Source organism: Streptomyces sp. NPDC058812, assembly GCF_042744565.1.
GTDB classification, from domain to species: Bacteria; Actinomycetota; Actinomycetes; order Streptomycetales; family Streptomycetaceae; genus Streptomyces; species Streptomyces thinghirensis.
In genome coordinates, this window is record NZ_JBHYOB010000022.1 from 50815 (window position 1) to 71003 (window position 20189).

The 20189-nt window shown below is 72.9% G+C and carries 19 protein-coding genes and 3 pseudogenes; 8 read left to right on the top strand and 14 right to left on the bottom strand.

Going from position 1 to position 20189, the window contains the following annotated elements; genetic code table 11:
- Positions 1 to 206: 206 nt before the first annotated feature.
- From ACFW48_RS32895 to ACFW48_RS32905, 3 genes are all read right to left on the bottom strand, one after another.
- Entirely contained in the window at positions 207 to 983 is a 777-nt protein-coding gene (locus ACFW48_RS32895; RefSeq protein WP_386321309.1) for a sulfite exporter TauE/SafE family protein, read from the bottom strand.
- Positions 984 to 1055: 72 nt separating this feature from the next.
- Positions 1056 to 2567, bottom strand: coding sequence for a long-chain fatty acid--CoA ligase (locus ACFW48_RS32900; protein WP_386321312.1), 1512 nt, complete (start codon positions 2565 to 2567; stop codon positions 1056 to 1058).
- Positions 2568 to 2749: 182 nt separating this feature from the next.
- Positions 2750 to 3937 (bottom strand): thiolase family protein, encoded by a 1188-nt coding sequence (locus tag ACFW48_RS32905; protein WP_386321314.1) that lies wholly within the window; start codon positions 3935 to 3937, stop codon positions 2750 to 2752.
- A 139-nt stretch (positions 3938 to 4076) separates the two neighbouring features.
- On the opposite strand from ACFW48_RS32905, the gene ACFW48_RS32910 reads away from it, so the two are divergent.
- From ACFW48_RS32910 to ACFW48_RS32945, 8 genes and pseudogenes are all read left to right on the top strand, one after another.
- Complete coding sequence (locus ACFW48_RS32910; protein WP_386321488.1) at positions 4077 to 4886, top strand: alpha/beta hydrolase; 810 nt, start codon at positions 4077 to 4079, stop codon at positions 4884 to 4886.
- A gap of 72 nt (positions 4887 to 4958) precedes the next feature.
- Positions 4959 to 5186 (top strand): annotated as a pseudogene (locus tag ACFW48_RS32915) (WhiB family transcriptional regulator); the annotation flags it as partial.
- A 56-nt stretch (positions 5187 to 5242) separates the two neighbouring features.
- On the top strand, positions 5243 to 5575 hold the full coding sequence (locus ACFW48_RS32920) for a DUF3140 domain-containing protein (RefSeq protein WP_121745745.1): 333 nt from the start codon (positions 5243 to 5245) through the stop codon (positions 5573 to 5575).
- A 2-nt stretch (positions 5576 to 5577) separates the two neighbouring features.
- Positions 5578 to 6228, top strand: a complete 651-nt coding sequence (locus ACFW48_RS32925; RefSeq protein WP_386321317.1) for an endonuclease — start codon at positions 5578 to 5580, stop codon at positions 6226 to 6228.
- Between the two features lie 109 nt (positions 6229 to 6337).
- Positions 6338 to 7210 carry a hypothetical protein gene (locus ACFW48_RS32930; RefSeq protein WP_386321319.1) on the top strand — a complete coding sequence of 291 codons (873 nt, stop codon included), beginning with the start codon at positions 6338 to 6340 and terminating at the stop codon, positions 7208 to 7210.
- 109 nt (positions 7211 to 7319) lie between these two features.
- Positions 7320 to 7777: pseudogene (locus ACFW48_RS32935) on the top strand (glutamine synthetase); the annotation flags it as partial.
- A gap of 2 nt (positions 7778 to 7779) precedes the next feature.
- Positions 7780 to 8025: pseudogene (locus tag ACFW48_RS32940) on the top strand (amidohydrolase); the annotation flags it as partial.
- Positions 8026 to 8105: 80 nt separating this feature from the next.
- Positions 8106 to 8633, top strand: coding sequence for an NUDIX hydrolase family protein (locus ACFW48_RS32945; protein WP_386321491.1), 528 nt, complete (start codon positions 8106 to 8108; stop codon positions 8631 to 8633).
- A 30-nt stretch (positions 8634 to 8663) separates the two neighbouring features.
- On the opposite strand, the gene mnhG is transcribed toward ACFW48_RS32945, so the two are convergent.
- The 11 genes from mnhG to ACFW48_RS33000 form a co-directional block, all read right to left on the bottom strand.
- Entirely contained in the window at positions 8664 to 9029 is a 366-nt protein-coding gene (gene mnhG / locus ACFW48_RS32950; protein WP_386321322.1) for a monovalent cation/H(+) antiporter subunit G, read from the bottom strand.
- Complete coding sequence (locus ACFW48_RS32955) at positions 9026 to 9292, bottom strand: monovalent cation/H+ antiporter complex subunit F (RefSeq protein ID WP_386321493.1); 267 nt, start codon at positions 9290 to 9292, stop codon at positions 9026 to 9028. Before ACFW48_RS32955 ends, mnhG begins: the two co-directional genes overlap by 4 nt.
- A gap of 47 nt (positions 9293 to 9339) precedes the next feature.
- Positions 9340 to 9939, bottom strand: coding sequence for a Na+/H+ antiporter subunit E (locus ACFW48_RS32960; protein ID WP_386321325.1), 600 nt, complete (start codon positions 9937 to 9939; stop codon positions 9340 to 9342).
- Positions 9936 to 11606: a Na+/H+ antiporter subunit D gene (locus ACFW48_RS32965; protein ID WP_386321328.1), complete on the bottom strand. Its 1671-nt coding sequence runs from the start codon at positions 11604 to 11606 to the stop codon at positions 9936 to 9938. The genes ACFW48_RS32960 and ACFW48_RS32965 overlap by 4 nt, the downstream gene beginning before the upstream one ends.
- Entirely contained in the window at positions 11603 to 12364 is a 762-nt protein-coding gene (locus tag ACFW48_RS32970) for a Na(+)/H(+) antiporter subunit C (RefSeq protein WP_386321331.1), read from the bottom strand. Before ACFW48_RS32970 ends, ACFW48_RS32965 begins: the two co-directional genes overlap by 4 nt.
- Complete coding sequence (locus ACFW48_RS32975) at positions 12361 to 15276, bottom strand: Na+/H+ antiporter subunit A (RefSeq protein ID WP_386321333.1); 2916 nt, start codon at positions 15274 to 15276, stop codon at positions 12361 to 12363. Before ACFW48_RS32975 ends, ACFW48_RS32970 begins: the two co-directional genes overlap by 4 nt.
- 388 nt (positions 15277 to 15664) lie before the next feature.
- Entirely contained in the window at positions 15665 to 16654 is a 990-nt protein-coding gene (locus ACFW48_RS32980; RefSeq protein WP_386321336.1) for an SIS domain-containing protein, read from the bottom strand.
- Positions 16655 to 16659: 5 nt separating this feature from the next.
- On the bottom strand, positions 16660 to 17457 hold the full coding sequence (locus ACFW48_RS32985; protein WP_386321339.1) for a class I SAM-dependent methyltransferase: 798 nt from the start codon (positions 17455 to 17457) through the stop codon (positions 16660 to 16662).
- Positions 17450 to 17959, bottom strand: a complete 510-nt coding sequence (locus ACFW48_RS32990) for a DUF4178 domain-containing protein (RefSeq protein ID WP_386321342.1) — start codon at positions 17957 to 17959, stop codon at positions 17450 to 17452. The genes ACFW48_RS32985 and ACFW48_RS32990 overlap by 8 nt, the downstream gene beginning before the upstream one ends.
- A complete protein-coding gene (locus tag ACFW48_RS32995; RefSeq protein WP_386321344.1) occupies positions 17959 to 19086 on the bottom strand; it encodes a hypothetical protein in 1128 nt (375 codons plus the stop codon). The genes ACFW48_RS32990 and ACFW48_RS32995 overlap by 1 nt, the downstream gene beginning before the upstream one ends.
- The gene (locus tag ACFW48_RS33000) at positions 19071 to 20150 is read right to left on the bottom strand and encodes an FAD-dependent oxidoreductase (RefSeq protein WP_386321347.1); all 1080 of its coding nucleotides are present in this window, start codon (positions 20148 to 20150) and stop codon (positions 19071 to 19073) included. Before ACFW48_RS33000 ends, ACFW48_RS32995 begins: the two co-directional genes overlap by 16 nt.
- Positions 20151 to 20189: the final 39 nt, after the last annotated feature.

The window sequence follows — 20189 nt, forward strand, 5'->3', positions numbered from 1 at the left end:
CGCAGGAAGGGCACGGCGCCTGATCGGCGCGGGTGAGCGGGGTCTGGTGCGTCCAGACGCAAGGCGGAGGAGGGAGTCGACGCGAGGGGGTCCCCCCGCGCGAGCGCGGTCGAGCGTGGGGCAGTCGGCGAGTGACGACAACGCCGCAGGTGGGCGTGCCAGAGCCCGCGTCCGCGGCATGATCCGCCGGACAGGCCCTACGTCCGTCAGGGCAGCAGGAGCTGGAGGCCCCCCACCACCGTCGCCGCGATCACCAGCCGCTCGAACAGACGTTGATTGATCCGGTTCACAGCCCATTTGCCGATGAACGCCCCGGGCACCACGAAGACCACGAGCGCGGCGTCAAGGAGCAGCGAGCGGCCGTCGATCAGGCCGAGTCCGGCGCTGAAGGGCAGCTTGGAGACGTTGACGATCAGGAAGAAGAAGGCCGACGTGCCCAGGAAGCCGAGCTTGCGGAAGCCCGCGGAGAGGAGATACATCGACATCACGGGGCCGCCCGCGTTGGCGACCATCGTGGTGAAGCCGCCGAGGACGCCGTACGAGCGGGCCTTCACGCGGCCGGTCCGTGAGGTGACCTCGTCGGGCTGCCCGTCCGCGTCGGCAGCCTGCCGCCGGCGCCACAGCGTCACCCCGGCCATGAACAGCAGGATCGCGCCGATCGACGTCCGGACGATCGCGTCGTCCGCCCACACCAGGAACACCGTGCCCGCGACCACGCCGACCGCCACCGCCGGGAACAGCCGCCACAGCGTGGGCCAGTGCGCGTGGCGCCGGTAGGTGAGCACGGCCAGGATGTCACCGGCGATCAGCACCGGCAGCAGGATGCCGGTGGAGGCGCGGGCCGGCAGGACCGCCGCGAAGATCGCGAGGCTGACCGTGTTGGCCCCGCTCACGGCGGTCTTGGAGAAGCCGACGAGCAGGGCCGCGAAGGCGAGTGCGGCGAATTCCCAGCCGGTGAGGTGCCACAGCGTCATGGTGTCCATTGCGGGCACCGATGCTATGTGCGCCTGTCCGGTGCCCGTAAGCACCGTCTCGCCAGATGGCCCCTTAGCCGGCTAGTCGGCCGCGTACCGCACCCGCAGTTCCCGCTTCAGCACCTTCATGCTCGGGCCCAGCGGCAGCGCGTCCGCGAACTCCACGCGGCGCGGGTACTTGTACTTGCCGAGGTACTGCTTGGACCACTCGGTGACCTCGGCGGCGTCCGGCGTCGCTTCGGGGGCCGGGACGACGACGGCGCACACCTCCTCGCCGTGCAGTTCGTCCGGGAGGCCGATGACGGCCACCTGCGCGATGCCGGGGTGGCGCATCAGCACCTCCTCGACCTCGCGCGGATAGACGTTGTATCCGCCCCGGATGATGATGTCCTTCTTGCGGTCGACGATCCGGAGGAAGCCCTCGTCGTCCTTGGTGCCGAGGTCCCCGGTGCGGAACCAGCCGTCGACGAGCGCCTCGGCGGTGGCCTCCGGGCGGCCCAGGTAGCCGGAGAAGACGTTGTGGCCGCGTACGACGACCTCGCCCAGCTCACCGGGCGGCAGCAGCTCGACGCGGCCCTCGGCCTCCGCGCGGGCGATCTCCACGTCCACGCCCCACAGGGGGTGGCCGACGGTGCCGGGCTTGGCGCCGAACACCGGCTGGTTCACGGCCGCCGCCGGGGAGGTCTCCGACAGCCCGTACCCCTCGTAGATCTTCGTGCCGAAAGCCTCCTCGAACCGCTCCAGGACGGCCATCGGCAGCGAGGCACCGCCGGAGATGCACACCCGCAGGCCGGGCAGGGCGTCGGCCCCGGCGGCCGCGGCGGCGAGGGCGACGAACATGGTCGGGACGCCGTGGAAGGTGTTGACCTTCTCCCGCACCATCAGCTCGATCGCGCGTGCCGCGTCGAAGCGCGGCAGCAGGACGAGGGTGGCTCCGGCGCGCCAGGTGGAGTTCAGGGAGACGGTCTGGCCGAAGGCGTGGAACAGCGGCAGCGCGCCGAGTGCGACGTCGTCGGGTCGGGTGTCGTTGGCGTCGAAGGCGTTGACGGTCGCGTTCATCACCAGGTTGAAGTGGCTGAGCACGGCACCCTTGGGGACGCCGGTGGTGCCGCTGGTGTAGAAGACGACGGCCGGGTCGTCGGCGTCGCGGGTGACGTAGGAGGACAGTGGCTCGGCGTCGGCCGCGAGCTCGTCGAGCTCGTCGCCGAGGGCGATGACCCGTACGCCCGCCTCGCGCGCGGCGGCCGCTCCGGTCTCCGCCTGTGCCGGGTGGCACAGCAGCAGGGTGGCGCCGCTGTCGCGCAGGACGTGCTCGACCTCCGCCGCTGACAGCAGCAGGTGGACCGGGACGACGACGCCACCGGTCGCGGCGATCGCGTAGTACGCCTGCGGGAAGTCGGCGGTGTTCGGCGCCATCAGCGCGACCCGGTCCCCCGGCCGGACGCCCAGGCCGGTGAGGGCGCCGGCCTGGGCCCGGGCCCGCTGCCACACCTCGGCGAAGGTCAGCCGCAGGTCGCCCTCGACCAGCGCCTCCTTGTCGGGTCGGCGCCGGGCGTTCTCGGCGAGGATGGCGGCGACGGAGAGGGTTGCCATGGGGTGTTGCTCCGTTTCCTTGCGGCTTCCTTGCTGCGGCTCCGCAGCAGGGGCGGATGATGTGCGTCCGGCCGGCCCTGGGGCCTGCCCGGCGGATCATGCCGCAGACGCGGGGTCTGGCACGCCCACCTGCGCCGATCAGTCGCCGCGCCTTTCCTGCGACCTGATCCGCCGGACAGGCCCTAGCGCCGTTCGACCAGCACCGCGCTGCCCTGCCCCACGCCGACGCACATCGTGGCGAGCCCGCGGGCCGCTCCCGTGCGGCGCATGCGGTGGAGCAGGGTGGTGAGGATGCGGGCGCCGGAGCAGCCGAGCGGGTGGCCCAGCGCGATGGCGCCGCCGCTGGGGTTGACGAGGTCGGGGTCGATGCCGAGCTGGTCCACGCAGGCGAGGGCCTGGGCCGCGAAGGCCTCGTTGAACTCGGCCGCCGTGAGGTCGTCGATGCTCCACCCGACGCGGCCGAGGACCTTGCGGGTGGCGGGGACCGGGCCGATGCCCATGACGTCCGGGTGGACGCCGGCCGAGCCGCCCGCGACGTAGCGGCCGAGGGACTCCAGGCCCAGGTCGTTCAGGGCCTCCTCACTGACCAGGAGGAGGCCGGCGGCGCCGTCGTTCATCGGGGAGGCGTTGCCCGCCGTGACGGTGCCGCCGGCGCGGAAGACCGGCTTGAGGCGGCCCAGCTTCTCGACGGAGGTGTCCTCGCGGACGCACTCGTCGGTGTCGACGACCACGCCGTCGGGGCGCTCGACGGGGAGCAGCTCGTCGTCGAAGTGGCCGTTCTTCCGGGCCTCGGCGGCGAGGCGGTGGCTGCGCAGGGCGAACTCGTCCTGGCGTTCGCGCGGGATGCCGTACCGCTCGGCGACCTCCTCCGCGGTCTCGCCCATGGCCAGCAGACCGTGGAGGCCCTTCATCGCCGGGTTGACCAGGCGCCAGCCGAGCCGGGTGTCGGCGGTCTCGATGCGGTGCGGCAGGGCCTCGTCGGGGCGGGGCAGCACGAAGGGGGCACGGCTCATGGACTCCGAGCCGCCGGCGAGCACGATGTCGGCCTCGCCGGCGGCGATGGTGCGGGCGGCGGTGGTGACGGCCTCCAGGCCGGAGGCGCACAGCCGGTTCACCGTGGCGCCGGGCACGGATTCGGGCAGGCCCGCCAGCAGGGCGGCCATGCGGGCGACGTTGCGGTTGTCCTCGCCGGCCTGGTTGGCGGCGCCCCAGTAGACGTCGTCGACGCGGGCGGGGTCGAGTGCGGGCACGTCGGCGACCAGGCCCCGGATCACCGCGGCGGCGAGGTCGTCGGGCCGCACGGTGGACAGGGCGCCGCGCAGCTTGCCGATCGGGGTGCGGCGGGCGGCCGCGAAGTGGACGGGACGCACGAGGGGACTCCTGACCGTCACTCGGTCGCCGGGCGGCGAACGAACACTTAATTAGCGCTGCTAGTTTTGGACTATAGACCGCCGAGCGGCTCCCTGGGAAGATCCTCCGGTGACCTTCACCGACGCTGCTGGAGGAGAGATGGCCGAGGCCCGGGAGCACGTCCTGACCGGAACGCGGGGACGGCTCACCGCCCGCGAGTGGCCCGCCGAGCGGCCCACGTACGTGGCGCTGCTGGTACACGGGTACGGCGAGCACATCGGCCGCTACGACGAGGTGGCCGGCGTCCTGACGCGGCACGGTGCGGCGGTGTACGGCGCCGACCACGTCGGGCACGGGCGGTCGGACGGCGAACGGGTGCTGATCGAGGACTTCGAGGACGTGGTCACCGACGTGCACACCGTGGCCGAGCTGGCCCGGACCGCCCGTCCCGGCCTTCCGGTGGTCATGGTCGGGCACTCCATGGGCGGCCTGATCGCGTCCCGCTACGCCCAGCGCCACCCCGGCGAGCTGACCGCACTGGTGCTGTCCGGGCCGGTCATCGGCGACTGGGAGCTGCCGCGCACGCTGCTCGCCCTTCAGGAGATCCCGGACACCCCGGTCAGCCCGTCCTCGCTCTCCCGGGACCCGGCGGTCGGCGCGGCGTACGCGGCGGACCCGCTGGTGTGGCACGGCCCCATGAAGCGGCCGACGGCGGAGGCGTTCGTACGGACCCTGGACACCGTGGCCAAGGGCGGCGACGTCGGCCGGCTCCCGCTGCTGTGGGCGCACGGCGACGACGACCGGCTGGTACCGCTGCCCGGCAGCCGCGTCGGTGTCGAACAGCTCAGCGGCGGCGACCTGACCGAGCGGATCTACCCGGGCGCCCGGCACGAGATCTTCAACGAGACGAACCGGGCGGAGGTGTTCGCCGACGTCACGCGCTTCCTGGACGGCGTACTCGCCCGCTGAGCGGACGGGCGTTCGGCCCTGGCGCCCCGGCGGGGGCGTTTGCCCTGGAGCCCCATGGGCACCCGCGCCCCCATGGAGTGGTTGCGCCGCGCCGCCTGCGTGGATGAGGACCCCGAACTGTTCTTCCCGGTGGGCACGGCCGGACCGGCTCTCCGGGACGCCGAGGCCGCCAAGGGCGTCTGTGCCCGGTGCCCGGCGAGCGCCCAGTGCCTGGCGTTCGCCCTGGAACTGGGGCAGGCGTCGGGTGTGTGGGGAGGCACCGGCGAGGAGGAGCGCGTCGCCCTGCTCCGTACGACCGCGCAGTACGCACATGCGCACGACTACGCACATACGCACGACGAAATGAGGGGCAACCCATGGCCGACGCCCTCGAACTCGACGCGCTGTGGGAGGACTTCCACCGCGTGGTGAACATGACCTCCGCGGAACTCTCGGACTGGCTCCGGGTGCGCGACTCCGGCGAGCTGACCGAGCCGCTGCCGGACGACGCCGGCTCACCACTGGGGCAGCACGTCCTCGCGATCCTGCAGAAGCGGCGCACGGACCTGACGGAGGACGACCTCCGCGCGATGCGCAAGGTCGTGGACACCGTGACGTCGCAGACCGACCTGGAGAACGAGCCCCGGTCCGAGGACACCCGGCTCAGGCACCGGCTGATGACGGTCGGTCACGACCCGCTGAAACCGTAGCCGTGGGCCGTGACCAACGGCGGGTCGTACGGGAACTCGTCGACGCGCACGGGCAGACGTACGCCGAGGAGGCGGGCATCCGGCTGAAGGACACCCCGCAGCCGCTGTACCGGCTGCTGGTCCTCTCCCATCTGCTCAGTGCCCGCATCCGCGGCTCGGTCGCCGTGGCCACCGCCCGTGCCCTGCACGAGGCCGGGCTGCGCGACCCGCGCCGCATGGCCGCCGCCGACTGGCAGGAGCGGGTGGACGCGCTCGGCCGGGGCGGCTACCGGCGCTACGACGAGCGCACCGCCACCCAGCTCGGCGACGCCGCCGAACTGCTGACCGAGCGCTGGGGCGGGGATCTGCGCCGGCTCCGGAAGGAGGCGGACGGCGAGGTGTCCGAAGTGCGGCGGCTGCTCCAGGAGTTCCCCGGGGTGGGCCCGACCGGCGCGGACATCTTCCTGCGCGAGGTCCAGCGCGTCTGGCCGCGGGCGGCTCCCTACCTGGACCGCAAGGCCCTCCAGGGCGCGGAACACCTCGGTCTACCTGGCGACCCCGACCGGCTCCTCGACCTCGCCGGGACGACGGAACCGGCCGTCCTCGCGGCGGCGCTGGTGCGCGCGTCGGTGGACAAGGAGGTCGCGCGGGACACCCTCGAACGCGCCGGGTGAGCCTTCCCGGCGCTGGCTGCCGGTCACCCGAACAACCCCGTGCGCTGGTGCGTCCGCGGGTGCGGTGATGCGCTGAGGACACCGTGTCACGTCCCAGGAGGCATCCGCGATGAGCCGTCGTCCGTCCCACCCCGTCCGTCTCATGGCCGCCGCCCTGGCGGCGGGCGCGCTGCTGACCACGGCGGCCTGCTCGGACGACGGCGGCGGGCCGGGGGCTGCCTCGGACACCGCCGCCGCACAGGCCCGCGCCGCCGAGAGGGACGCGGCGAAGAAGCAGCCCACGGGCTCCGCCGCGACGTCGCCCACGGGTTCGCCCACCGCCTCCCCCTCCGCCCTCACCGAGTCCGGCGCGCAGGCCGCCCTGCTCACCGAGGCCGACCTGGAGGGCGGCTGGAACCAGGTCCAGGACGCGGACAAGTGGCGCGACCGGCTGCTCGTCGGCGAGGTCGACGTCTCCGACTTCCTCACCGCCAAGACCGACGCGGCCGACTGCCAGAAACTCCTCGACGGCCTCTACCGCGACAGTCTGCTGGGCGAACCGTCGGGGCCGTCGGCGCTCACCGGTTTCGAGCAGGGCGACTCCCGTCTGCTGGAGCAGGTCGCCGCCTACGACCGCGCCGGACTGGACGACAGCCTGAAGTGGATGGACTCCCTGCCGCAGAAATGCGATCAGTTCACCGCGACCGACGACGCGGGCGAGAAGCGCACGGTCCAGGTCACCGAGGCCTCGGTGCCCGAGGTCGGCGACGCGCGTGAAGGCCTGCACGTGACCGTGCGGGGAACCGCCGCGGACAATCCGGCCACGCTCACCCTGGACCTCGTCGCCGTACGCGTCGGCACCTCCGCCCTCACCGTCACCGGAGGCGGCCTCGACGGCGCCGAGGCCGCCTCCGTGGAGCAGGCGGTGCGGCAGGGAACCGAGCGCCTGAAGACCGTCCTGGACGGCGGGACCCCTTCTCCGCGGCCCACCAACCAGTACTGACCGCAAGGGCTCCCCGCCTCCTGCACACCTCGGGCGAAACCCGGACAGCGTGATCACCGGGCGGCACAATGGTGCGGGACGGACAGCGCACGCGCGAAGGAGCCGAGACGTGAGCGAGAGCGACCCCGTCCCCGGCGGGCGTCCGGGTGAGGTCGAGCGGGCCACCGCACTGCGGGGCGCTGTCCGGCCGGGGAGTGCCCGGAGCCGTGCTGTCCTACGTCGACACGACGGGGATCGGCAGGGTGAAGACCGTTCCCACCGCGAAGCTCGCCGCGGCCGCGGCCTGGGGCGTCGGCATGTCGCCGGTGTGCGACACGCTTCTCGCCGACGACACGATCGTCGCCCCGGACGTCCTCGGCTCCCCCGACGGCGATCTGCGCCTCTGTCCCGACCTGGACCGGCTGGTCGTGCCGACGGCGCGGCCCGACGGCGCGGCCCGGCGGGGCGCCGGGCGACCGGATCACGCAGGAGGGCGAGCCGCATCCGGCGTGCGGGCGCACCGTCCTGCGCCGGACCGTGGCCGACGCCGCCGAGCGGTACGGCGTCACGTTCCACGCCGCCATCGAGAGCTCGCGGAGGCGCTGGAGATCACTCCGTTCCGCAAGCTGCTGTACAGCTCCGACGCCTACGGTGTGGCCGAGTTCCACCACCTCGGGGCACTGGCCTTCCGGCAGGGGCCGGCCGGGCTGTCGCAGGAGCGGGTGGACGCCGACGAACTGGCCCTGCCGGACGCGCTGCGCATCGTGCGCTGGGCGGGGCGGGACGACGCGCGCCGGGTCCACCGGCTGCCGGACGGTCTGGTGGACGACGGCTGAGCGGCGTGGGACCGGTCACAGTCCCGGAGCGCCGCCCGGGAAGCAGGAACGGCTGAAAGTATGATCAAGCGATGTCTGACATGACCGAAACCACGCCGGGCTGGCTGTCGACCGACGAACTCGAGATGGCACGCGCCCGCATGCCGATCCTCTATGTCGAGGCCGTGCCCGTGCGCGTCGACGACAGCGGGGAAGTCACCAGCGTCGGCCTGCTCCTGCGCATCGGTCCCGACGGGACGGTCAGCCGGACGCTGGTCTCCGGCCGGGTGCTGCATCACGAGCGGGTCCGGGACGCCCTGCTGCGTCACCTGGAGAAGGACCTCGGCCCGGTGGCGCTGCCCCGGGTGCCGTCCTCGCTCCAGCCCTTCACGGTGGCCGAATACTTCCCCACGCACGGCGTCACGCCGTACCACGATCCCCGGCAGCACGCGGTCTCCCTCGCCTACGTCGTGCCGGTGACCGGCGACTGCCGGCCGCGGCAGGACGCGCTGGACCTGGTCTGGTTCAGCCCGCAGGAGGCACTGTCACCGGCGGTGCAGAGCGAGATGCCGGGCGGGCACGGGGTGCTGCTGAAGCAGGCGCTGGCGCATGTGGGCTGCGTGGTCTGAGGGCCCGGTGGCCGGCCGGCCCCCGCGGGGCTACTCCCCGGGCCGCTCCCCGTCACTCAACTGCGGGTCCAGGTCGTCCCGGAGCAGACCCCGGGACCCCGTCTGGCCGGTGCGGTAGGCGGAGCGGGCCACCAGGTGTGAGGCGACCGGACCGGTGAGGAACTGGAAGAAGAGGATGAGGGCGAGGGTGCCCATGTCGATGCCGTGGCGCAGCCGGAGCGCCACCCCGACGAGGACGAGAAGCATCCCGAGGGTCTGCGGCTTGGTGGCGGCGTGACTGCGGGAGAGCACGTCGGGGAAGCGGAGCATCCCGATCACGCCGAGCAGGCACTGCAGGCAGCCGAGGAACAGGAGGACCGCCCCGATCAGATCGGCGGCCTCGGCCCAGGCGTTCACCGGTGGTCCTCCTTGCCGTCCCCGCGTACCGAGGGCCGGTCGCGTACGGCGATGAACCTGGCGATGCCCACCGAGCCCGTGAAGCCGAGGAAGGCGAGCACCAGCATCACCGGGAAGTAGAAGGAGTCGCCGTCGTGGGCGGCCTTGACGCCGAGGCCGGCGATGATGAGCGCCGCCGCCACGTCCAGGGCGACCGCGCGGTCCAGCATCGAGGGCCCGTACCAGATGCGGTACAGCAGCAGGGCGCCCGCGACGAGGATCATCACGACCGAGGCGGCCAGCACGGCCTCTTCGACGGCGCGCAGGGTGGTCACGGCGAGGGGTCCCCTTCCGGTACGGGCTGGGCGGCGAGGGCGATGTCCTCGGCGGTGCCGAAAGCGCGGGCCACGAGTTCCTCCATGCGCCACACCGACCGCTGGGCGCTCTCGATCTCGCCGGGGTCGTCGGCGTCGAGGACGTGCAGGAACAAGGTGGCCGTCGACCGGCGCACCTCGATCACGGAGCCGCCGGGGACGTTGGAGACGGCGACGGCGGTGGCCGTGAGCATGAGGTCGCTGCGCACCCGCAGCGGGACGGCGACGACCGCGGCGGGGTACGGGCCCTTGGCGAAGATCTGCCGGGTGACCTCGACGCTCGAGGAGAACATGTCGTACAGCAGGTAGGCCGTGAGCCGCAGGATGCCCAGCGGACGCAGTCGCAGGCCGAGGTCGACGGCGGGCAGCGGGAAGGCGAGGCACAGGCACACCGCGACGATGACGCCGTTGACGAGGTTGGCCCAGGACAGGGTGCCCCACAGCAGAGTCCAGATGACCGTGAGCCAGGCGGTGAGCGGCAGGTCGAGAACGCGTCTGCCGCTGCCGACGCGGAAGGACCAGCTGTAGGGGGAACGGTCGCGGAAGAGGTCGCTCATCGGCCGAGCACCGCCTCGATGTAGGGGGTACGGGCGAGGAGTTCGGTGGCGGCGGCCTCGGTGAAGGTGGTGAGGGGGCCGCCGAGCACGGTGTAGAGCAGGCCGAGGGCGACGGCGGCGCCGGTCGCCACCAGCATCGGCCAGGGCAGCCGCTTGGTGGTGGTGATGGTCTGGCCCAGGAAACCGGCCGGGACCACGGCACCCGCCGGCACCGGCAGGCCGCGCCCGGCGCCGGTCTCCGCCCCGTCCTCCCCGCCCGTCCCGTCCGCCCCGTCTTCGTCATTCGCGTCGTCGCCGGGCTCGTCCTCGGCGGATTCCAGCACCCTCCCCTCGCCCTCGGACCCGGGCGGAGCGTCGCGCCAGAACGCGAGGTTCCAGACCTTCGCCATGACATAGAGGGTGAGCAGACTGGTGGCGGCGGACCCGGCGACCAGCGCCCAGGCCCAGCCGCCGCCGTTGTCGACGCCCGCCCGCATCAGGCCGAGCTTGCCGATGAACCCGGAGAACGGCGGGATGCCCGCGAGGTTCATGGCGGGCACGAAGAACAGCACGGCGAGCAGTGGCGCCGTCTTCGCCAGGCCGCCGAGGCGGGTGAGTTCCGTGGTGCCGTCGCGCCGCTCGATGAGCCCGGCGACGAGGAAGAGGGTGGTCTGCACCGTGATGTGGTGGGCCACGTACACGATCGCCCCGGCGATCGAGCCGCGCCCGGCGAGCGCGATGCCGAAGACCATGTAGCCGATGTGGCTGATGAGAGTGAAGGAGAGCACCCGCTTCAGGTCGGTCTGGGCGACCGCGCCGAGGATGCCGATGACCATGGAGGCGAGCGCGGCGAGCATCAGCAGGTCGCCGAGGCGGTGGCCGGGGAAGAGCAGGGTCTGGGTGCGCAGCATCGAGTACACGCCGACCTTGGTCAGCAGGCCGGCGAAGACCGCGGTGACCGGTGCGGGCGCGGTCGGGTAGGAGTCGGGCAGCCAGGCCGCGAGCGGGAACACCGCCGCCTTGATGGCGAAGACCGTCAGCAGCATGGCCTCCAGCAGAGTGCGCACACCGACCGGGACGTCCTGCAGCCGCCCCGCGAGCTGGGCGAAGTTGACGGTCCCCGCGACCGAGTAGGTCATGGCGATGGCGACGAGGAAGAGCACCGAGGAGAACAGCGAGATGATCACGTACGTCGACCCGGCCCGGATCCGGGTCGCGGTGCCGCCGATGGTGAGCAGGACGAAGCTCGCGACGAGCATGATCTCGAAGCCGACGTAGAGGTTGACGAGGTCTCCGGCCAGGAAGGTGCAGGAGACGCCCGCCACGAGGATGAGGTAGGCGGGATGGAAGACGCCGACCGGCGTCCGGTCGTCGCGGTCGGCCATGCCCTGGCCCAGCGAGTACAGGTTGACGAGCAGCGTGACGGCGCTGGACACGGTGAGCATCAGGCCCGCGAGCCGGTCGGCGACGAGGGTGATACCGACCGGCGGCGCGAAGTCACCGAGGTGCACGCTGAGCGGACCGTGGCGGTCGGCGGCCACCATGAGGAGCACGGAGAGCACGAGGACCGCGCCGAGCACGGCGAGGGTGATGAAGCGCTGGAGCCGCTGGAGCCGGGGGCCGATGGCCAGTTTCAGGCCCGTGACGCACAGGGGCAGCAGGACGGGGAGGGGGACGAGCGCGTTCACCTGGTTCCTTCCGTGCCGGCGCCCCCGGGGTCGTCGGGCTGGTCGGGCGGCGGGTGGCCGGAGTCCTCGCCGGGGTGCGAGTCGGGCTCGCGGCCGGTCTCCTCGGGGTCGTTGGAGGGCCCGGCGACGCGGGCCGGTGCCGGTCCCGGCCGGCCCGACGGGTCGGTCGTGCCCAGCTCCCGGCCCTCGCGGTAGTCCTCGGGGTCGGCGCCGAGGATGTCGTTCCACAGGTTCCCGGAGACGTCGTTGGCGCGGGCCTGGTAGGCGCGTTCCTCGCGGACCCGCCGGCGCAGCCGTCTGCGTGCGGCGCGGTAGCGGGCGCCGAGTTCGGGGTCGGTACCGTGATCGGCGCGCGCCTCGCGGTAGCGGTCCCGCAGTTCGCCGCGCCGGTCGAGGAACTCGGCGCGCAGGGCGACCAGTCGGTCCTCGGTGTCGTCGCTGATCTCGTCGGAGCCGGTGACCTGGTGGCTGCGGTAGGCCATGGCGAGCAGGAACGCGGTGGTGGCGAGCGTGATGACGATCGCGGTGAGGGCGATGGCCTGGGGCAGCGGGTCGGTGACCCGGTTGCGGATGACGTGCGGGTAGAGCAGCGGCGGGGCGCCCGCGCTGCCCGTCGAGGCGAGGATCAGCAGGTTGACGCCGTTGCCGAGGACGACCGCGCCGAGCAGGATCCGGGTCAGGGACCGGGTCAGTAGCAGGGTGGCGCCGACGGCGCTGAGGACGGCCGCGGCCACCAGGAGGGAGAGGCTCACGGTCATGCGGGGCCCGCCTCGCCGCGCGGGACGTGCCGGTCGGCAGCCCGTTCGATCTGCCGGTCGATGCGGGCGCCGAGGGCCCGCACGATGTCCAGGACCACGCCGAGGACGAGGAGGTAGACGCCGCAGTCGAAGAGGACGGCGGTGGACAGGTGGGCGTCGCCCCACACGGGCAGGTGGCCGTGCCAGGTCCAGCCGTGCAGCACGGTGCCCTCGACCAGGCCGCCCAGGGCGACCCCGGTGGACAGGAACATGCCGAGCCCGGTGAACAGGCCCGCTTTGAAGGGCACGGCGTCGGCGAGTTCGTGCCGCCCGCCCGCGAGATAGCGGGCGATGAAGGCGACACCTGCGGTCAGGCCCGCGACGAAGCCGCCGCCCGGCAGGTTCTCCGCGCACATCAGCAGGTAGACGGAGAGGACGAGGATGGGGTGGAAGATGAGGCTCGCGACGACTTCCAGGACCACGGAGCGGCGCTCGGGGGCGAGGGTGGAGCTGGCCGCGAGCCAGGTCCGCTCCGGCGCGCCCTCGTCGCCGCTGGGCAGGCCCGCCGATTCGTACGAGGTCGCCCGCCAGGCGGTGCGCAGGCCGGCGTGCGGGTGGTCCCCGGGCAGCGGCAGTACGGGCTGCTCGGCGCTGTCGGTGCGGCGGTGCAGGTAGATGAGGCTGGTGACGCCGATCGCGGCGGCGGCGAGCACCGCGGACTCCCCCATCGTGTCCCAGGCCCGCAGGTCGACGAGGATCGTCGCGACGACGTCCTTCAGGCCGTGGTGGGCGGTCTCCTCGACCATCGCCGCCCCGGCGCTGTCGGCCCGGCGGTGCCCCGCCATGATCCAGACGACGAGGGCGACGGCGGCGCCGCCCGCGAGCGCCACCGGCATCCGCAGTGCGCGTCGCAACCGGCTGTAGTTCTCCTCGAAGTGCACCGGCATCCGGCGCAGCACGAGCACGAAGACGATCATCGAGACGGTCTCCACGCAGAACTGGGTCAGCGCGAGGTCGGGTGCGCCCTGCACGACGAAGAGCAGCGCGGTGCCGTATCCGGTGAGCCCGGCGAGCACGACGGCCTTCATCCGGCGCCGCACGCCCAGGCACAGCACGGCGGCGGCGCCGGTCAGCAGCGCGACACCGGCCTGGGCCGGGTGGTCCCACAGCCGTGGGGCGGGTACTCCGGCCCAGGGTTCGTCCGCGAGGAGCACGGCGATCTGCCCGGCGAGGACCACGCTCATGGTCGTCACGAGGTACACCGACAGCGAGCCGCGCTGCACGAAACCGGTGCACTGCAGGGCGGTGCGTTCCAGGCCGAGCAGGAACCGCCCGAAGATCCGGTCGGCGGAGCGCCAGGCCAGGGCCTGCCCGACACGCTGGACGGGGCTCGCGGCGAGGAACAGCAGGACACCGCCCGCCCAGGCCGCGCAGGACAGGCCGAGTGCCAGACCCGCCCCGTGCCACAGCGCCAGGTGGTACGGGTGGGCGGGTACGGGGAACTGCCCGGCGTAGCTGCCGAGGAGCCCCTGGAGCCAGGGCACGCCGGGTCCGAGGACGAGGCAGGCCAGGGCCAGCACGGCGGGCGGCGCGAGGAAGGCCGGCGGGACGGCGTGCGCGCCGGTGTCCGGGACACCGGGCTTGCGGGCGAAGGCGCCCCAGAGGTAGCGCAGGGTGTAGGCGGTGGTCAGGGCCGAGCCGACGACGGTCATGGCGAGCGCCCAGCGGTCGGCGGTGTCCCCGTCCAGGAGGGACTGGAAGGCGGCCTCCTTGGCGGTGAAGCCGAGCAGCGGTGGTACGGCGGCCATGGACAGTCCGGCGACCACGGCGACGGCGCACACGGCGGGCAGCCGGCGCCCGACCCCGGAGAGTCTTCGCAGGTCGCGGGTGCCGGTGGCGTGGTCGATGATCCCGGTGACCAGGAAGAGCGGGGCCTTGAACAGGGCGTGGCCGAGGATCATGGCGGTGGCGGCGACGCCGGTGTCGTGTCGGCCCGCGCCGGTGAGGACGGTGAGGAAGCCGAGCTGGCTGACGGTGCCGTGGGCGAGGACGAGTTTCAGGTCGTTCAGGCGCAGCGCCCGCCAGCCGCCCAGCAGCATCGTCGCGGAGCCCAGGACGAGCAGGAGCGGCCGCCAGGGTGCGACGTCCGCGAACGCGGGAGCGAGCCGGGCGATGAGGTAGACGCCGGCCTTGACCATCGCGGCGGCGTGCAGATAGGCGCTGACCGGGGTGGGAGCGGCCATGGCGTTGGGCAGCCACAGACTGAACGGCCAGATCGCGGACTTGGCGAGGGCGCCGGCGAGGATCAGCACGATCGCCGTGGACAGCGCCGCCGACGCGGACGGCGGGTCGGCGAGGATCGCCGAGATCCGGTAGGTGCCCGCCTCGTGACCCAGGATCAGGAAGCCGACGAGCATGGTCAGTCCGCCGAGCGTGGTGACCGTCAGGGCCTGCAGAGCGCTGCGCCGGTTGCGTTTGTGGTCACTGGTCTGGCCGATCAGCAGGTAGGAGAAGACGGTCGTCAGTTCCCAGAAGATGTAGAGCAGGACGAGGTCGTCGGCGAGGACCAGGCCGAGCATCGCCCCGGCGAAGGCGAGGAGGTTTCCGGCGAACCTGCCCAGTTGCCGCGACCGGTCGTCGAAGTAGGAGACGCAGTAGACCAGGACGAGGGCGCCCACTCCCGCGGCGAGCAGCACCATGAGTTCGGCGAGGGCGTCCAGCCGCAGCGCCCAGTCCACGTGGTAGGCCGGCAGCCAGGCCCACTCGGCGGTGTCGGCGCCGCCCGCGGCCGTCGTGCTCCACCGGGTGGCCGCCCAGACGGCCGTCGCGGCGGGCGGCAGGGCCAGCACGAGGAAGGCACGGGTTCCCCACCACCTCACCAGCGGCGCGGCGAACAGCGCGAGCGCGAAGTGGCAGAGGATGAGCGCGGACACCCAACAGTGATATATCGGGCATCTCGCCCGGGCGCCCAGCCACGCCGCAGGGAGAACAATCGAGGGGAGGCCGGCACCACCGCTGGACCGACCGCTCGCTCACCCGCACAGCGGCAGCGACTTCGAGCTGCCTCGTCCACCGGGCCCTCTCGGCCCTGGACCCCCGTCCGACTGGCGAGTGCCGCATCCCCTCTTGACCTGCGCTGATGCAGGTCAAGAGGGGATGCGGCGGTATCTCTGCGATTCTCTGGGGCTTTGGGCCCCCCGGGCGCTCCACAGGTTCTGCGGACCGGCCACGGCTACGCGATGATCACGTCGATGGCGGCACTGCCCACGTACGCCGAGAGCGGCCGCGGGTCCGGTCGGGCTCCGCAGCCGCCGGGTGCGGTCAGCTCGTGGGCGCGCCGAGGGACCAGAGTTCCGTCTTGGCCCAGGCGCCGACGATCGCCACATCGGGGTTCTGCCGCCGGAGACCCGCGAAGCGGTCGGCCAGCATCTGAAGGCGCACGGTCATGGGCAGCTGCGCCAGCAGCGGGGGAAGGGGCTCGCCGGTGTCCTCCAACGTGCTCACGGCGATGCCCTCCTCCCGCGCGGCCTCGCCGAGCGCGGCGACCAGGCCGTCGGGATCGGCACCGGGTTCCAACAGCAGGAGGCTGTCGGCCGCGCCGAAGGGTACGGCCGAACCGTGGAGGTAGTTCTCCGCCTCGAAGCCCTCGGCGAGGGTGCGTGAGGCCTCCCGGATCTTCAGCGCGCCCTCGCGCGCGGTGACGGCCCAGGGGCCGGCGCCGATCACGGCGAGCGCCCGGGCCGGCAGTCCGATCCGCTCGATGCCCGCGTCGTCGTACACCGAGCGGATGGCCGAGGCGGTGCGGTGAAGCTGTTCGGGGCTGTACTGTCCCGCTCCCAGCCGGTGGGCGAGTCCCGCGAGCACGATGAGGGCCGCGGTGTAGCTGACGGTGTAGGTCTCGGACTGCTCGCGTTCGACCGTTTCGACGGCGTCGGGCCAGCCGCTGCCGATGCCGGTGACGGAGACCAGGGGCACTCCCTCGGCACGCGCCTGCTCGCGGCAGCGCAAGGCGAACGCCGTCTCGGCGGTGTGGGTGATGACGACCACGGCGTCGCCCGTGCGCAACGGCGCGCCCCAGCGGGCGAAGTGGGCGGCGGAGGCCCAGCGGGCGTCCACACCCGCGTCGGCGAGCATCATCGCGCCCAGCTCGGCCGCGTGCTGGCTGGTACCGGTGCCCAGGAGGAGGACGCGGTGGGCGCCCGCCAGCTTCTCGGCGGGGGCGGCCAGGTCCGCTCCGGCCATGCGTTCCACGGCCTCGGCCTGCATGTGGATCATTCGGTGCAGCGCGGTGTGTGCGGCTGTGTGCTGCATGTCTTTCACTTCTCTCGTGGAGTGGCGGCGGCGGTGCAGATGAGGTGCGGGGAGTGGACGTGGAAGGGGGAGAGGTCGTAGTCGCCGTGGAGGCCCAGGACGTCGAAGCCCGCGCGGGCCAGCATCGAGGTGAGTTCGTGCGCGCTGTAGACCCGGTAGTCGGCGGTCGCGCTCACGGAGGCGTCCGCGGATCGGATGTGCCACCGGATTCTGCTGGTCAGCGGGGAGAAGCGCTCCTCGTACAGATAGGTGACCCCATCGCTGGAGTCGAAGTTCCGCACGACGAACTCGTCCGCGCCGACCCCGAACGACTCGCCGCTCTGACTCAGGAACCAGTCGCGGTTCATCACGTCGATGAGGAACCTCCCGCCAGGGGCCAGCACCCGCCGGATCTGGGTGAGGACCGAGAGGTTCTCGTCCTCGGTGTCGAAGAAGCCGAAGCTGGTGTGCAGGCTCACGACCGCGTCGAAGGAGCCCTGCGGCAGGGCCCCGAGGTCCCTCATGTCGGCCTGGACGAACTCGACGTGCTGTCCGGCGTCGCGGGTACGGGCGCGGGCCTGGCGGAGGTAGTGCTCCATGAGGTCCACGCCGGTGACGCGATACCCGGCCGCGCTGAGCGGGACGCTGTGCCGCCCGGTGCCGCACGCCAGGTCCATGACGGCCGCGCCCGGAGACAGGTCCAGGGCGGAGGAGACGCAGCGGACCATGGCCTCAGTGGTGGCGGGGTCGCGCAGCTCCAGGTCGGAGTCGGTGTAGACGTGGGTGAAGAAGGTGTCCAGCCAGCCGGCGCGGCTGTCAGTCATGTCGCTCTTCCGTTCTGTCGCCCGGTGTGCCCGGTTCGGTTCCGATGCCGAGGAGCCCGGGGGCGTCGGGGGCGAACCGCTCCAGGGAGGTGCGGACTCCGGGACCGGCGTAGTCGATGTAATGGAGCCGTCCGCGCCCCGGGGTGATGCCCTTCACCCCGTCGAAGGCTCCGGTGGCCTCGAAATCGGCGTGGCCTCGCTCCGTTTCGGCGAGGCGGACGCCCCGCAGCACCGGTCGCGACGGATCGAACCCCGCCGCGTCCGCGGTGGTCCGGCTCCACCGGGAGAGGCGTACGCCCCCGTCGGGCAGCTGCTCGACGGCCAGCCACAGGGAGCGTTCTCCCCCTTCCAGCAGGTATTCGGCCCAGCGCTGGGTGGCGCCGCGGACCTGGATGGCCGCCCGGACGGTGCCGGGTGTTCCGTCGGCCGGCAGCCGCGCGCCCGGCTCAAGGGTCAGCAGCGCGTGCTCTCGTCCGGGCACGGACAGCGGTGCGCCGGCCATCAGAACTCGCGGCGGTGGCTCGGCCGGCTTTCCGGCTTCCACGGCGCGTCATGTGCCTCGTCGGGCGAGATCGGCAGCCCGCGCATCAGGGCCGGGTTGTGGTAGCCGGGTGTCTCCTCGGCGGTGAAGTAGTCGAGCATCATGGTCCATTCCTCGGGTACGGCGGGGGGCACGGGCCGCGTACAGGGATCCGGGTCGGCGTACTGAGAGCTCACGGTGACGTCGATGTGGTAGAGCGACCCGTACCGCTCGGGGTCGGCGTCGGGCGGTACGTAACCGGGACGCCGTCGACCGTCGAACCCGTAGCCGTTCGGCCGGCCCGCTCGGATGTGCCAGGTGCTGCTGTGGCCGTCCGGGTGGCCGATGCCTCCGTTGCCGACCGAGCGCAGGGCCGTCTGGTGCGAGCGTTCCACAGCCGCCGCCGGGCAGGTGAACTGCCCGGCGTCGTAGCTCGCCCGGGTGTGGTGCCCCACGGCGTTGACGTTCAGCAGCATGCCGCCCGGGATCCGGTGGTCGTGTGCCCGGGTCAGGTGCGCGCCGGTGAAGAACGTGGTCATGCTGGCGGCGTACAGCTCCAGTTGTCCGCCCGGCCGCCGCAGTGGAATGCCGTCGAGGCAGATGGTGTCGGCTTCGACCGGCGCCCAGTCGGGCAGGTACAGGCCGGTCAGCACGAGGAGGACCTCGACGAGTTCGGGGCCCGGGACGGCGTGCGCGAGGCGCTCGCTGTTGAACATGACCTGCAGGCTGCTGGTGAGGCCGTCGGCCGCCCGGCGCTTCCACCCGGTCCTGGCCTGCTGAAGCCGCTCCTGGACGTGGCGGGCTCCGCGGTCCAGGTCGGCGTCGTCGATCCAGCACACGTCGAGCGCCGGACGGGCGTGCGGGCGCACCGCGACCCGGGCGAAGACGCACGGCTGATGGCGCCCGAACCACCGCAGCAACGCGGCTTCCTTCTGCTCCCGTGGTGCCCCGGACAGGAGTACGTCGTGTGCCTCGTCGATGTCCGCGCCGAAGCTCCTGCGCGGATCGCCGGGGACGAGCCGCCCGAGGGCGTCCAGGAGCGGATCGTCACCGGGCCCTGTCCGCCGGTCCGCCCCAGGGGGCCCGTCGTGTCCTAGCGCAGGCCCCACCGGGGGTGTGCCGCTCTCGTTCCGTCCACCACGTCGCATACGTACTTCCCCCAAGCAGGAGCGTTTTTGAAGCCGTGTCCCGAGTCCCCGCCGACCAGCCAGACGCCGTCGTGGGCCGGGTGCCGGCCCAGCAGGAACTCCTCGTCCGCCATCACCGCGTAGGCGCAGGTCTCCACCGCGGTCACCGGGGCGGCGCCCAGGGCGGGGAACCGCCGCCGGAGATACGCCCTGGTGGCCGCCGGAACGTCCGGTGGCGCGGCCGGCGCGGGCCGGCGGGCCGGTGTTTCCACGTCGGGGACGACCTTGACGCCCAGGCCGCTCAGCGACCCGACCCCGTAGAGCCCCCGGCCGCGGTCGATCCATGCCGGGGCGCCCGGGGCGCACGGCATGCGCGGCGAGTCCAGGAAGTAGCTGAGCTGCCGTGCCTCGCGGGCCGAGGTCAGTCCGGGGAACAGACCGGGCAGGGCGGCTCCGACCGCCCAGACGACCACGTCCGCGGTGTGGGGCGTGCCGTCGATCCGCACCCCGGCGCCCTCGGGCGTGGCGGTGCCGCGTACCAGCCGGCACCCGTGACGCCGTGCCGAGTCCGCCAGCGCCCGGACGGCCTCCTTCGCCCGGAGCACGCCCGACTCGGGTTCGTGGAGTGCGAAGTCCAGGTCCGCGGCGCCCACGCCGGGAAAGCGGCGTTCCACCTCCCGCGACACCAGCTTCTCGGCCGGGATGCCGAGGTCGCGCAGGGTGGCGAGGGACACCTCCTCCCAGTCCGTGCCGTCCGGTCCGGAACGGGTGCGCGAGGCGAAGCTGAGGACTCCGCACGGAATCAGCAGGTTCCGTCCCGACTCTGTTTCGAGGTCCTGCCAGTGCCGGGTGGACGCCCGGGCCATCGCGGAGTACCAGTGCCGGTTTCCGTAGGCACAACGCAGAATGCGTGATTCCGCCGTCGAGGGGCCGGTGTGGCCGGGCGGGTGGCGGTCGGCAACGATCACCCGCCGGCCCCTGCGGGCCAGCTCCCGTGCGATCGACAGCCCGAACACGCCGGCCCCGACGACGAGTGCGCTCCTCATCGGAGCGCGGGCCGGACCGGACGGCGAGGGTGCCGTCCG